Source organism: Cytobacillus sp. QJM3NY_8 (genome assembly GCF_056173585.1).
The window spans coordinates 175,001-187,688 of record NZ_CM149681.1 but is presented as its reverse complement, the minus strand read 5'-3'; the positions used below and the strand labels follow the sequence as shown (position 1 = coordinate 187,688).

Annotated in this window: 10 protein-coding genes, 10 tRNA genes and 2 rRNA genes (1 of these 22 only partly in view); 1 reads left to right on the top strand and 21 read right to left on the bottom strand. The window is 44.5% G+C overall.

What is annotated here, in order from left to right; all coding sequences use genetic code 11:
- Nucleotides 1-37: 37 nt before the first annotated feature.
- From AC0VZ9_RS01055 to sigW, 8 genes are all read right to left on the bottom strand, one after another.
- Nucleotides 38-427, bottom strand: coding sequence for a ribbon-helix-helix protein, CopG family (locus AC0VZ9_RS01055; protein WP_009336391.1), 390 nt, complete (start codon nucleotides 425-427; stop codon nucleotides 38-40).
- 292 nt (nucleotides 428-719) lie between these two features.
- Nucleotides 720-2,522: a glutamine--fructose-6-phosphate transaminase (isomerizing) gene (glmS, locus tag AC0VZ9_RS01050; protein ID WP_009336393.1), complete on the bottom strand. Its 1,803-nt coding sequence runs from the start codon at nucleotides 2,520-2,522 to the stop codon at nucleotides 720-722.
- 95 nt (nucleotides 2,523-2,617) lie between these two features.
- Nucleotides 2,618-2,743 carry a hypothetical protein gene (locus tag AC0VZ9_RS01045; protein ID WP_019381148.1) on the bottom strand — a complete coding sequence of 42 codons (126 nt, stop codon included), beginning with the start codon at nucleotides 2,741-2,743 and terminating at the stop codon, nucleotides 2,618-2,620.
- Between the two features lie 279 nt (nucleotides 2,744-3,022).
- Nucleotides 3,023-4,372, bottom strand: a complete 1,350-nt coding sequence (glmM, locus tag AC0VZ9_RS01040) for a phosphoglucosamine mutase (RefSeq protein WP_009336396.1) — start codon at nucleotides 4,370-4,372, stop codon at nucleotides 3,023-3,025.
- Between the two features lie 34 nt (nucleotides 4,373-4,406).
- On the bottom strand, nucleotides 4,407-5,738 hold the full coding sequence (locus tag AC0VZ9_RS01035; RefSeq protein ID WP_475396969.1) for a CdaR family protein: 1,332 nt from the start codon (nucleotides 5,736-5,738) through the stop codon (nucleotides 4,407-4,409).
- Complete coding sequence (gene cdaA, locus AC0VZ9_RS01030) at nucleotides 5,731-6,558, bottom strand: diadenylate cyclase CdaA (RefSeq protein ID WP_009336400.1); 828 nt, start codon at nucleotides 6,556-6,558, stop codon at nucleotides 5,731-5,733. The genes AC0VZ9_RS01035 and cdaA overlap by 8 nt, the downstream gene beginning before the upstream one ends.
- 177 nt (nucleotides 6,559-6,735) lie before the next feature.
- Entirely contained in the window at nucleotides 6,736-7,371 is a 636-nt protein-coding gene (locus AC0VZ9_RS01025; protein WP_019381151.1) for an anti-sigma factor family protein, read from the bottom strand.
- A 17-nt stretch (nucleotides 7,372-7,388) separates the two neighbouring features.
- Nucleotides 7,389-7,952: an RNA polymerase sigma factor SigW gene (gene sigW / locus AC0VZ9_RS01020; RefSeq protein WP_009336403.1), complete on the bottom strand. Its 564-nt coding sequence runs from the start codon at nucleotides 7,950-7,952 to the stop codon at nucleotides 7,389-7,391.
- A gap of 174 nt (nucleotides 7,953-8,126) precedes the next feature.
- Here sigW and AC0VZ9_RS01015 point away from each other — a divergent pair, with 174 nt between their 5' ends.
- Nucleotides 8,127-8,285, top strand: coding sequence for an aspartyl-phosphate phosphatase Spo0E family protein (locus AC0VZ9_RS01015; protein WP_019381152.1), 159 nt, complete (start codon nucleotides 8,127-8,129; stop codon nucleotides 8,283-8,285).
- A gap of 41 nt (nucleotides 8,286-8,326) precedes the next feature.
- On the opposite strand, the gene rocF is transcribed toward AC0VZ9_RS01015, so the two are convergent.
- The 13 genes from rocF to AC0VZ9_RS00950 all read right to left on the bottom strand — a co-directional run.
- Nucleotides 8,327-9,232 carry an arginase gene (rocF, locus tag AC0VZ9_RS01010; RefSeq protein WP_009336405.1) on the bottom strand — a complete coding sequence of 302 codons (906 nt, stop codon included), beginning with the start codon at nucleotides 9,230-9,232 and terminating at the stop codon, nucleotides 8,327-8,329.
- 215 nt (nucleotides 9,233-9,447) lie between these two features.
- A tRNA-Ala gene (locus tag AC0VZ9_RS01005) sits at nucleotides 9,448-9,523 on the bottom strand.
- 7 nt (nucleotides 9,524-9,530) lie between these two features.
- A tRNA-Gly gene (locus tag AC0VZ9_RS01000) sits at nucleotides 9,531-9,605 on the bottom strand.
- A gap of 68 nt (nucleotides 9,606-9,673) precedes the next feature.
- Nucleotides 9,674-9,746, bottom strand: a tRNA-Lys gene (locus AC0VZ9_RS00995).
- 154 nt (nucleotides 9,747-9,900) lie between these two features.
- Nucleotides 9,901-9,975, bottom strand: a tRNA-Gln gene (locus tag AC0VZ9_RS00990).
- 65 nt (nucleotides 9,976-10,040) lie between these two features.
- A tRNA-Tyr gene (locus AC0VZ9_RS00985) sits at nucleotides 10,041-10,124 on the bottom strand.
- Nucleotides 10,125-10,140: 16 nt separating this feature from the next.
- Nucleotides 10,141-10,216: transfer RNA gene (locus tag AC0VZ9_RS00980), tRNA-Thr, on the bottom strand.
- 5 nt (nucleotides 10,217-10,221) lie between these two features.
- A tRNA-Val gene (locus tag AC0VZ9_RS00975) sits at nucleotides 10,222-10,297 on the bottom strand.
- Nucleotides 10,298-10,301: 4 nt separating this feature from the next.
- Nucleotides 10,302-10,376, bottom strand: a tRNA-Glu gene (locus AC0VZ9_RS00970).
- A 27-nt stretch (nucleotides 10,377-10,403) separates the two neighbouring features.
- Nucleotides 10,404-10,476 (bottom strand) — tRNA-Thr (locus tag AC0VZ9_RS00965).
- A 35-nt stretch (nucleotides 10,477-10,511) separates the two neighbouring features.
- Nucleotides 10,512-10,586, bottom strand: a tRNA-Asn gene (locus tag AC0VZ9_RS00960).
- Between the two features lie 19 nt (nucleotides 10,587-10,605).
- A 5S ribosomal RNA gene (rrf, locus tag AC0VZ9_RS00955) occupies nucleotides 10,606-10,722 on the bottom strand.
- Nucleotides 10,723-10,974: 252 nt separating this feature from the next.
- A 23S ribosomal RNA gene (locus AC0VZ9_RS00950) occupies nucleotides 10,975-12,688 on the bottom strand; it runs 1,222 nt beyond the window's last position.

Sequence of the window (12,688 nt, the reverse complement as noted above, 5' to 3'; positions counted from 1 at the left end):
TTCAAACAGAAAAGTTGAAACTCCCATTTGCTTGCCACTATAGTGTTTTAATTAGAACCCGAATAGCTTCCGATACGTCGATCTGATTCTCCTGGCAGTGATTCGTGAGCTGCCGATACGTTTCCTCATCCAGCCTTACATGAACAGTGTGTAAATATTTTTCAGAATCAAGTTTTTTTGGCCTTCCTCTCGTAACTTTTCTTTTGCCGCTGCCGTCTTTCCATACATTTATGATGACATATCCGTGTTTTTGAATCCAAAGATCACAATCATACTCTTTCCACATTGTTTTGGCTCTTTGCAGGAACTCAAGTTTGAATTTTACTAGCTCATCACCTTGAAGTCCTTTCATGATCGCTTTTTCCATCGCCTTATGCTCGTTAAATTGGAGAAATTGGTCGTAAGATTTGAATGTTAATTCTTTCATTATTCCGCTCCCATTATCTATTATCTATCTATAAAAATCATACCCTTTAAGAAAACGGTTGTAAATCCTGACTAAATCCTTAACTTCCTTCATTTTATTTACATTAGACGGCAAAATTTTTACTGTTTATATGAATGCTGAATGATATGCAATTTCTTATTAAAAAAAGACCCAATCCTGTAGTTGGATTGGGTCTTATTTGATCAGACAGTATGAATGTTGTGGAGCAGCAGTTTTCAATTCGGCATCCCCGACTTTACTGATCCAGCATTATTTTCAGTACAGACTTTCCTTACTCCACAGTAACCGACTTAGCCAGGTTACGCGGCTTATCTACGTCACACTCACGGTGCAGCGCAGCAAAGTAAGAGATTAATTGTAAAGGTATTACAGAGATAAGAGGTGTCAATAGCTCGTTCACTTCCGGAATGATAAAGCTGTCTTCTTCTGTTTCCAGCCCTTTCATGGAAATGATGCAAGGGTTTGCTCCTCGGGCAACAACCTCTTTGACGTTGCCGCGAATGCTTAAGTTAACACTTTCTTGAGTTGCCAGGGCAATGATTGGCGTACCATTCTCGATTAAAGCAATGGTTCCATGCTTTAATTCTCCGCCTGCAAAGCCTTCAGCTTGAATATATGAAATTTCCTTCAGCTTAAGTGCACCTTCAAGGCCAACATAGTAGTCGATCCCACGGCCAATAAAGAACGCATTGCGTGTAGTAGAAAGGAATTTGCGTGCTATATCCTCGAACTCTTCCTTTGCATCGCAAAGGACTTCCATTGCGTTAGCAACAATGCCTAGCTCCTGAACAAGGTTGAAGTCCAATTCCAATCCGCGGCTCTTCGCTGTAACTTCTGCAAGAATGGATAATACAGCAATCTGGGCTGTATATGCCTTTGTAGAAGCAACCGCAATTTCAGGACCGGCATGAAGCAATAATGTGTAATCTGCTTCACGTGATAGAGTTGAACCTGGAACGTTTGTAATGGTTAACGCCTTATGGCCCATTTTCTTCACATTTACAAGTACGGCACGGCTATCTGCTGTCTCGCCGCTTTGAGAAATAAAGATAAATAGCGGCTTCTCTGAAAGCAACGGAATATTATAGCCAAACTCACTTGAAATATGAACTTCTACTGGGATTTTTGCGATTTTTTCAATGAACTGCTTTCCAACAAGACCTGCATGATAAGAAGTCCCGGCAGCAATGATATAAATGCGGTCTGCATCGTTCATCGCTTCAACGATTTCCTGGTCGATTGTCAGCTCGCCATTTTCATTTTGATACTTCTGGATGATTTTGCGCATCACTAAAGGCTGCTCATCGATTTCTTTCAGCATGTAGTGAGGATATGTTCCTTTTTCGATATCGCTTGCATCCAATTCAGCCGTATACGGATCACGGCTAATTTCCTCGCCATTCAGCGTCTGAATTTTAACAGCATCTTTTGTGACAATAACGATTTCTTTGTCCATTAGTTCAACATATTGATCTGTAACTTGCAGCATCGCCATTGCATCAGAAGCGACTACATTGAATGTTTCACCTAATCCAACCAGAAGAGGACTCTTGTTTTTCGCAACAAAAATCGTTTCAGCGTTTTCTGCATCCAAAAGGGCGATTGCATAAGAGCCTTTTAAAAGTGTCAGCGTTTTGCGGAACGCTTCTTCAGTATTAGAACCTTCGTTCACGAATAATTCAATCAGCTGAACGATGATTTCTGTATCTGTATCACTTTTAAGGGCAACTCCCTGCAAATATTCGCGTTTTAAGATGTCATAGTTCTCAATTACGCCATTGTGAACAAGCGTAAAACGGCCGGAATTGCTTTGATGAGGGTGAGCATTTACTGTGCTTGGAACACCGTGTGTCGCCCAGCGGGTGTGTCCGATCCCTGTGTTTGCCATCACATCTTCATCAACAATATTGCGAAGGTCCGCAATACGGCCTTTTTCCTTGAAAACCTGAACGCCGTTATCATTCATAACCGCGATGCCAGCTGAATCATAGCCTCTATATTCAAGCTTTTCCAAGCCCTTTAATAAAATTTCCTTTGAATCTAAGTTTCCAATATATCCAACGATACCACACATACTTCTTTTCCTCCTAATAATGAAGGGGCAAGAAGCCTTTTCGGGGCAGTCCTGCCCCTTATCTCTGTTTTTTTATATACGCAGCTCCAGGGGCATTACAGCCTCTTGAATGAGCGTTTCTTAGTTTTAGCATTCCCTTCTCTTTGTGCATTCAGTTGCCAGAATGTTTTAAAGAAGAAATCATCGGTTGTGCTTTCAACCGGGAGGCATCCGCCGAACATTCGATAAACCTCCTCCTCGTCAACTGATCCTTACGTCCAGGATCAGTTCAGGCGCTTTATATTTAATTAATTTCTCACGATCCACCTTTCTCTTCTTGAATAAAGATGTCCTGTATTCCTAAATACAAAAACAGGATTATCATACATCAAAGTCAGACTTCCGTCAACAGATAAGTTAAGGCAGCTGCCAGCCTTCCATTTGGTTGGGGCTGTAAACTCCATATATAAAAATATGCATAAGGGAGTTCAGGAGTTCCCTTATGCATATGATTTGTGCTTTTATTCTTTTAATCCCATTTCACTTTCAACAACAGCAGCGATGCGCTCTACATAGGATGCGCAAAGTTCACCCGTTGGGGCTTCCGCCATTACGCGGACAAGCGGCTCTGTACCGGAAGGACGTACCAGAATCCGGCCGTTTCCGTTCATTTCTTCTTCAACCTGCGCAATGACTTCTTTCACTTTTTCATTGTCTGTCACATGATGCTTATCCGTTACACGAATGTTTACAAGCTTCTGCGGGAATTTCTGCATTTCATTCGCAAGCTCAGATAGCGGCTTCTTGGTTACTTTCATGATGTTAACAAGCTGAAGGCCTGTCAAAAGACCATCTCCAGTTGTGATGTAGTCCAGGAAAATGATATGACCTGACTGTTCTCCGCCAAGGTTGTAGCCGTTCTTCTTCATTTCCTCCACAACATAGCGGTCACCTACAGCTGTCTGAACACTTTCTACACCGTTGGCTTCAAGCCCTTTATAAAATCCAAGGTTGCTCATCACAGTGGAAACAACTGTGTTTTGCTTAAGTCTTCCCTGCTCCTTCATGTATTTTCCACAGATATACATGATTTGGTCGCCATCAACAATATCGCCATTTTCATCAATGGCAATTAAACGGTCGCCATCTCCATCAAAAGCCAAACCTACATCGGCTTCTTTTTCCTTAACAAAGGCAGACAATGCCTCAGGATGAGTAGAACCGACTCCTGCATTGATATTTAATCCGTTAGGAGATGCTCCCATCATGGAAAGATCAGCATCAAGATCAGCAAATAGATGTGTTGCCAGCGGAGAAGTGGCCCCATGTGCACAATCGAGCGCAATGTGGATGCCTGAGAAATCTTCATCAACCGTCTGCTTTAAGTATTGAAGATACTTCTGTCCGCCTTCAAAATAATCATTTACCTGTCCCAGGCTGCCTCCGACCGGTCTTGGAAGCTGGTCTTCTGCCATATCCATTAATCCCTCAATTTCAGCTTCCTGGTCATCGGACAATTTAAACCCATCCGGGCCAAAGAATTTGATTCCGTTATCTTCAACAGGATTATGGGATGCAGAAATCATTACGCCAGCTTCTGCACCCAGAGCTTTTGTTAAATAAGCGACGCCAGGCGTTGAAATGACACCGAGGCGCATAACTTCTGCTCCAATTGATAAAAGCCCCGCTACCAGTGCGCCTTCGAGCATATGGCCCGAAATACGGGTATCACGGCCGATTAATACTTTCGGACGATCATGGTCCTTCGTTAATACATAACCCCCAAAACGGCCCAGTTTAAAAGCCAGCTCTGGTGTCAATTCACTATTTGCAACTCCTCGTACTCCATCTGTACCGAAATATTTACCCATTTTATAATCGCTCCTTCTAACTTTAAAAACTATATTAAGCTTCTTCTTTTCGCGTAATTGTTATAGTCGCATTACCTGATGCAGGTTTTACATCCACCCCTGAAGGGCCATCGACATTGATTGGCACCTCATGATCACCTTCACCAAGGTCTGACAGGCTCAAATATAGATTAAAATCCTCCGCTTTGAGATCCTGAACCGTGCTGCTTTTTCCGGTAACCGTAATACTTGTCCGTCCGGAAGCTGGATTTCTTAGTACTGCTTCATATTCTTCAGCTAAGCCGGCTAAATTGATGGAAAGGCTTGAAAAGGTTTTGGTTTCCTCTTGTTCCTGTGCCTGTGTTTCTTCAGCAGGCTCTTCGGTGTTTTCCTCTTCTCTATCAGCATTCTCTGCATTCTCTGCATTCTCCTCAGTACTAACGTCAATAGACGCCTTCACTGTCTTAGGGTCCACTGCAGAAATGCCATCCGGGATAATAACCGGCAAGGTGAGCACGGTATCTTTTTCAATCTTGCTGACATCCACCTCTACCCTGACACTTTCAGTCTCATTTAATATTTCTTCCCGGCCCGTTATGGAAGCCTCGTTAACATCGAGTTCAATCGAATTAATGGTAACACCATCTTGAGGGTCCCCCTTCCGGACGATCGTAACGGGAACCGTCTTGCTTAACTGCTTAACCGGCACTGTTACTTGAATTACTTGGGGTTCCACAATAACATCAAGCTTATTCATCTCACGGTCCAATACCCTGACAGTTGCTTCATCAGTGATTGTCTCGGTTATTGGTCCCTTTACATCCAAGGTTGCTTTAACAAAGCTGATCCGCTCAATCACTTCTTTTGCTCCTGTGATTTTTACCGTCTTTGGTTCCGCAGATGCCGCATCGGCTGAATACCCCTCACCAAGCAGGCCATTATTAAATTCTGCATCCACTTTAAACTCCTGGGTCACTTTTTCGTGGACTGTCACATCAGCATATTGCGGATTGATCGTCACATCAAGTTTATCTGAGATATCGCGGATCTTAATTTCCACTCTTTGAGAGCCGATTTCTGCATTTGTCAAATCTACATATATTTCAAAGTTCTGCAGTTTTTTAGCTTGCTCCAGATGGCTTTTTGGCCCTTCTATACTTAAGTCCACTGTTTCCGGAATACCGGTAACGACCAGATTTTCCGTATCATAATAGCTTTTCACCGGGACATCTTCAACAATGCCTGAATCCTGCTGGCCAGGAACGTTTATATCCTTTAATTCCTTATCTGCATCATAAACAGAGTCAAATAGAAAAAGTGCCAGAATCAACGCAACAATTTTCATGAACCAGCGGGTATCTACCAATTTATCAATTAACTTATCCATTCTTTTTCCCCCTCCAGTTCCAAAGACCTGAAGAAGTCTGCTTTATTTTCTGTTGAACAAGCAATTCACTTGAAAGCATATCTTTAAAAGCTTCAGCTTTTAAATCACGGTGCAGCTCACCGTTTTTGGTTAGGGAAACACTTCCTGTTTCCTCCGAAACGATAATGGTAATACTGTCGGTTACTTCACTTATACCTAAAGCAGCCCTATGTCTGGTGCCGAGCTCTTTTGAGATGAATGGGCTTTCTGACAGAGGCAGATAACACGCTGCTGCTGCCACACAATTCTTTTGAATGATAACGGCTCCGTCATGCAGCGGTGTATTCGGTATAAATATATTAATCAGGAGCTCAGATGAAATTTTAGAATCTAGCTGAATACCGGTTTCAATATAATCGTTCAGCCCTGTTTCCCTCTCAACTGAAATAAGCGCCCCAATGCGGCGTTTAGCCATATAATCCACAGCCTTAGCAATGGATTCGACCAGTTTCTCCTGATTTTCCTCCTCCTGATTAGCTGTCCTTGAGAAGAATCTCCCTCTCCCCAATTGCTCCAATGCTCTTCGCAGCTCCGGCTGGAAAATGATAATGATGGCCAGAAATCCCCAAAGAAGCACTTGTTCCATCATCCAACCTAATGTTTGCAGGTGGAACTTGTCGCTTGCTACTTTGACCAGGATAATGACAAAAATCCCTTTTAGCAATTGGACAGCCTTTGTTCCTTTTACAATCATTATCAGTTTATAGATGACATACCAGACAAGGAGAATGTCTATTGTATTAGCCAACAATTTCAAAATAGAGAAATCTGCAAACGACATTATCCTTCCTCCAAATATATATTTCAAAAGCAATACATGCTTAAAGTTCCTTTATGTAACTTTCATATTATATCATATTTGACGCTAATTCCAATTTTGAGACAACAGACACTACCTGGAAAAATAAGTACACTAAGAATCCCTGCATTAAAGCAGGGATTCTTACTATGGTTATGTCTATTTCTCTTTATCTGTTTCTCCGCTTTCAAATACATTTACAGCATCCTTGGCTGCCTTTTTGATGTGGTACCACAGCCATTCGAAAATGGCATCAACCTCTTCGATTTCTCCGGTAACATTACCGGCTGAAGCCATATATTGCTGGCCATTGATGACCGTAACATTTCCGTCTATTTCGCCCTGGATTTCCAAGTCTCCGTTCTTAACTACTACATCGCCTTTTACCACTTCGCCTTCTGGTACAATCACCTTATCGTTCTCCACCACAAGGTTTGGCTGTTTGGAAACTGATAGTTGGTGATCCTGGTCCCAGGATGATACGACGCTTCCCATCATCAGAACAAGAAAGAGGGATGCAGCAGTTAAAAGCGGATGATGCCTGAACCAGCGCTGGACCCCGACTTTCCGCTTTTCTTTGGGCAATTTCGCCATAACGTTTGCCGTGAAATTTTCAGGTGCCTGTATATGTGAAGTGCTTTGGACTAAAGCGATCGTCTTCTTTAATTCATGGAAATGAATTTGGCATTCCTCACAGTTCTGCAGATGGGCCCTTAATTCCTTCTCATGTTCGGCTGAGATCTCTTCATCTAGGTACTCATGCATATAAACAACCATTTCTGCTGGACATTTCAAAGTTCTCACCCTCTTTTTTAAACGTATCTTAATTGATTCCTAAGTGCTTCCCTGCCCCGGTGAATCCTGGTTTTAACCGTTCCCAGAGGAAGATCGAGCGTTTCACTGATCTCGTTCAGCGATAATTCTTCAATATATTTTAGAACAATAACCGAACGGTATTTTTCCGGAAGCTTCGATATTTCCCTTTGGATTGTTTCCTGCAGTTCCAGACTTTCTACATCTTCCTCCGGCAGCCTCGCATCTGAAGCAATTTGAGAATACATGTTCAGTCCATCCGTTCCTGCGACCTCTGCATCCAGATAATAATCAGGCTTCTTTTTTCTGATTCTGTCTATACAAAGGTTAGTGGCAATCCGATAGAGCCACGTGGAAAATTTCAAGTCAATATTAAAGCTGGCAATGTTTATATAGGCTCTTAAGAAAGCCTCCTGAGCGATATCCTCTGCCTCATGCCTGTTTCCCAGCATTCTGTAGCAAATCTGAAAAACTTTATCTTTGTATATTTCAACAACTTCAGCATAAGCATCCTGGTCGCCTTTTAATACTTGCTTTATCCTCTTCTTTACGATTGTCTCCATTTTTTTACCTCCGCTCCAGTGCGGCTAATCGATAATACGAATCGATAGCGGAAAAGGTTTCATTTTAATTAAAAAACATTCAATTTCTATATTAGCAAATTTTTACTTATTCTGGTTTATTTTTTTCCTTTTAGGGTATAAAAGTACTAAATTAATCGAAAAGGGTTGATTACGGTGTGTGTTAAGGAATTATTGAGAGATATTGAGGAATGCCGGTCAAGAATGATCCAGTTAACAGCTTCCGCTTCTTTTACAGACCACTCGGTAGTTGATACGAGCACAAAACTCGATCAGCTTCTAAATAAATATTATACACTCACAGCAAAAAAATGAGCAGAACTTGTTTACGTTCTGCTCATTTTTAATTCAATTATTTATAGAAGCTTCTCGCCAAATAGTGAACCCATAAGCGCGACCGCCACAGTAGCTGTTTTGTTTTTGTCATCCAGGATTGGGTTAACCTCTACAAACTCAGCCGATGTAATGATCTGCGATTCTGCAAGCATCTCCATGGCCAAGTGGCTTTCACGGTAGCTGATGCCTCCAATAACCGGAGTTCCAACACCAGGGGCATCATGCGGATCCAGCCCATCTAAATCCAGAGACAGATGAACACCATCTGTATTTCTTTCTTTTAAATATGTAATAGACTCCTCCATAACCTTTGTCATCCCAAGCCGGTCAATTTCGTGCATGGTGTATACTTTAATGCCTTTTTCCTTAATAAGCTCCCGCTCTCCTTCATCCAAAGATCTTGCCCCAATAATGACAATATTCTCTGGCTTAACCTTTGGAGCATATCCCCCTACATTGGTTAAAAGCGGGTGGCCAATTCCCAGGCTTACCGCAAGAGGCATGCCATGTATGTTCCCTGAAGGTGATGTTTCAGCTGTATTTAAATCCCCGTGGGCATCATACCAGATTACCCCAAGATTTTTGTAGTGCTTCGAAACACCGGCCAATGTTCCAATTGCGATGCTGTGATCCCCGCCCAGTACTAATGGAAAAGAACCACTTTCTATTGCTTTATCAACTTCTTCGCCCAGTTTTTCTGTTTTTTCAGCAATAAGGTCCAAGTTTCTAAGATTTGATTTTGGATCGATTTGAACTTCCGGACGGCCGATGGCAATATCGCCCTGGTCATGGATTTCTTCGAATAAACACTTTAATCGCTCATTCACACCGGCATATCGGATCGCACTTGGCCCCATGTCCACACCGCGTCTCATCTGGCCAAGATCCATTGGCATTCCAATTATCGATAATTTCTGTCTTTTCATAGTAAAGTCCTCCCTTTCCCTTCATACTCATATTTTAACCGCTTTCAAACACATGACTCAACTCGACAAAATCGTGTATATATATGCGGCTGCCGGAAAAAGAAGCTTCTAAAAATACCATAGTAACTTTCTAAGTTTTGCCACTTATTGTTTTGTGAAATAAAATAAAAAATCCCTAAACCATGCTGGTTTAAGGAATGTCGTATTATGTATGATGGTGGAGCCTAGCGGGATCGAACCGCTGACCTCCTGCGTGCAAAGCAGGCGCTCTCCCAGCTGAGCTAAGGCCCCATTTATTTGGAGCGGAAGACGGGATTCGAACCCGCGACCCCCACCTTGGCAAGGTGATGTTCTACCACTGAACTACTTCCGCAAACATATTTATATTCACAAGTAAGACCTTCAGGACTCGATTCCCAAGGTCTGTGTTTTTCTATAAAGTGAGCCATGAAGGACTCGAACCTTCGACCCTCTGATTAAAAGTCAGATGCTCTACCGACTGAGCTAATGGCTCGAAATATAATTCTGATGCCTAAACTTCATTTGCAGATGTGCTTCAAAGCCCTGCGGTCTTTGTCGCAGATTTTAAAAGCTTGCCATTCAGGATGTAACGCTTCGATGCTGCAATCTTTTAAAATCCTCTACCGACTGAGCTAATGGCTCAAAAATGGCTGGGCTAGCAGGATTCGAACCTGCGAGTGACGGAGTCAAAGTCCGGTGCCTTACCGCTTGGCTATAGCCCAATAATTACAAAATAAAAAGGACATTCATAGCTTGTCCAGTTTTTTGTGTTTTTATTAAAAATAAATGGTGGAGGGGGGCAGATTCGAACTGCCGAACCCGAAGGAGCGGATTTACAGTCCGCCGCGTTTAGCCACTTCGCTACCCCTCCATCTATAAAAAAAAGATGGTGCCGGCGAGAGGACTTGAACCCCCAACCTACTGATTACAAGTCAGTTGCTCTACCAATTGAGCTACACCGGCAAATATGGTGGAGGATGACGGGATCGAACCGCCGACCCTCTGCTTGTAAGGCAGATGCTCTCCCAGCTGAGCTAATCCTCCATTATGGTGACCCCTACGGGATTCGAACCCGTGTTACCGCCGTGAAAGGGCGGTGTCTTAACCGCTTGACCAAGGGGCCTAGTACTCTAGTTGTCTACATTAAAAGAGCTTCCAACCGGGCTCGAACCGGTGACCTCTTCCTTACCATGGAAGTGCTCTACCTGCTGAGCTATGGAAGCAACAGCTCATAATTCCCAAAAGGGCTTTATGGAAATGGCTCCGCAGGCAGGATTCGAACCTGCGACCGTTCGGTTAACAGCCGAATGCTCTACCACTGAGCTACTGCGGAAAAGTGGTATTTGTAAACAGCCCGGCAGCGTCCTACTCTCACAAGGGGACAGCCCCTAACTACCATCGGCGCTGAGAAGCTTAACTTCCGTGTTCGGTATGGGAACGGGTGTGACCTTCTCGCCATCGCCACCAGACTATTTTCAAAAGACAAGTATGATTATACTTTCTTTTAATGTTTTTTTCAAGAGGAAATTTCATTTTTTCGTTCCCTCAAAACTAGATAATGTATGAAGAAGCATTTGCCGAGTATTCACCAATGACTTGTCTAGCTTCGGCTCCTAACCTCTCGGCCGTTTCGATCCGTCCCTCCAAATCCCAAAACCAGGATTTGAATGGCCGGCTCTCCAACGTCTCTCAAAGTTGAACAGTCGCCTCCGCTTTTCGTTTTGGTTAAGCCCTCGATCGATTAGTATCAGTCAGCTCCACATGTCGCCACGCTTCCACCTCTGACCTATCAACCTGATCATCTTTCAGGGATCTTACTAGCTTGACGCTATGGGAAATCTCATCTCGAGGGGGGCTTCATGCTTAGATGCTTTCAGCACTTATCCCTTCCGCACATAGCTACCCAGCGATGCCTTTGGCAAGACAACTGGTACACCAGCGGTGCGTCCATCCCGGTCCTCTCGTACTAAGGACAGCTCCTCTCAAATTTCCTGCGCCCACGACGGATAGGGACCGAACTGTCTCACGACGTTCTGAACCCAGCTCGCGTACCGCTTTAATGGGCGAACAGCCCAACCCTTGGGACCGACTACAGCCCCAGGATGCGATGAGCCGACATCGAGGTGCCAAACCTCCCCGTCGATGTGGACTCTTGGGGGAGATAAGCCTGTTATCCCCGGGGTAGCTTTTATCCGTTGAGCGATGGCCCTTCCATGCGGAACCACCGGATCACTAAGCCCGACTTTCGTCCCTGCTCGACTTGTAGGTCTCGCAGTCAAGCTCCCTTGTGCCTTTACACTCTGCGAATGATTTCCAACCATTCTGAGGGAACCTTTGGGCGCCTCCGTTACTTTTTAGGAGGCGACCGCCCCAGTCAAACTGCCCACCTGACACTGTCTCCCGCCCCGATAAGGGGCGCGGGTTAGAATTTCAATACAGCCAGGGTAGTATCCCACCGACGCCTCCACCGAAGCTGGCGCTCCGGCTTCTCAGGCTCCTACCTATCCTGTACAAGCTGTACCAAAATTCAATATCAGGCTACAGTAAAGCTCCACGGGGTCTTTCCGTCCTGTCGCGGGTAACCTGCATCTTCACAGGTACTATAATTTCACCGAGTCTCTCGTTGAGACAGTGCCCAGATCGTTACGCCTTTCGTGCGGGTCGGAACTTACCCGACAAGGAATTTCGCTACCTTAGGACCGTTATAGTTACGGCCGCCGTTTACTGGGGCTTCGATTCAAAGCTTCGCTTGCGCTAACCTCTCCTCTTAACCTTCCAGCACCGGGCAGGCGTCAGCCCCTATACTTCGCCTTGCGGCTTCGCAGAGACCTGTGTTTTTGCTAAACAGTCGCCTGGGCCTATTCACTGCGGCTCATCAGGGCTATTCACCCTAATGAGCACCCCTTCTCCCGAAGTTACGGGGTCATTTTGCCGAGTTCCTTAACGAGAGTTCTCTCGCTCACCTTAGGATTCTCTCCTCGCCTACCTGTGTCGGTTTGCGGTACGGGCACCTTTTCCCTCGCTAGAGGCTTTTCTTGGCAGTGTGGAATCAGGAACTTCGGTACTAAATTTCCCTCGCCGTCACAGCTCAGCCTGTGTGGTAACGGGATTTGCCTCGTTACCGGCCTAACTGCTTGGACACGCTAATCCAGCAGCGTGCTTACCCTATCCTCCTGCGTCCCCCCATTGCTCAAACGGTAAAGAGGTGGTACAGGAATATCAACCTGTTGTCCATCGCCTACGCTTTTCAGCCTCGGCTTAGGTCCCGACTAACCCTGAGCGGACGAGCCTTCCTCAGGAAACCTTAGGCATTCGGTGGATGGGATTCTCACCCATCTTTCGCTACTCATACCGGCATTCTCACTTCTAAGCGCTCCACCAGTCCTTGCGGTCTGGCTTCAACGCCCTTAGAACGCTCTCCTACCACTGACATCG

Bases quoted from the DNA above. Each gene is read 5' to 3' on its own strand.
- AC0VZ9_RS01055 (WP_009336391.1), bottom strand. From the start codon at position 427: ATGAAAGAATTAACATTCAAATCTTACGACCAATTTCTCCAATTTAAC.
- glmS (WP_009336393.1), bottom strand. From the start codon at position 2,522: ATGTGTGGTATCGTTGGATATATTGGAAACTTAGATTCAAAGGAAATT.
- AC0VZ9_RS01045 (WP_019381148.1), bottom strand. From the start codon at position 2,743: ATGTTCGGCGGATGCCTCCCGGTTGAAAGCACAACCGATGATTTCTTC.
- glmM (WP_009336396.1), bottom strand. From the start codon at position 4,372: ATGGGTAAATATTTCGGTACAGATGGAGTACGAGGAGTTGCAAATAGT.
- AC0VZ9_RS01035 (WP_475396969.1), bottom strand. From the start codon at position 5,738: ATGGATAAGTTAATTGATAAATTGGTAGATACCCGCTGGTTCATGAAA.
- cdaA (WP_009336400.1), bottom strand. From the start codon at position 6,558: ATGTCGTTTGCAGATTTCTCTATTTTGAAATTGTTGGCTAATACAATA.
- sigW (WP_009336403.1), bottom strand. From the start codon at position 7,952: ATGGAGACAATCGTAAAGAAGAGGATAAAGCAAGTATTAAAAGGCGAC.
- rocF (WP_009336405.1), bottom strand. From the start codon at position 9,232: ATGAAAAGACAGAAATTATCGATAATTGGAATGCCAATGGATCTTGGC.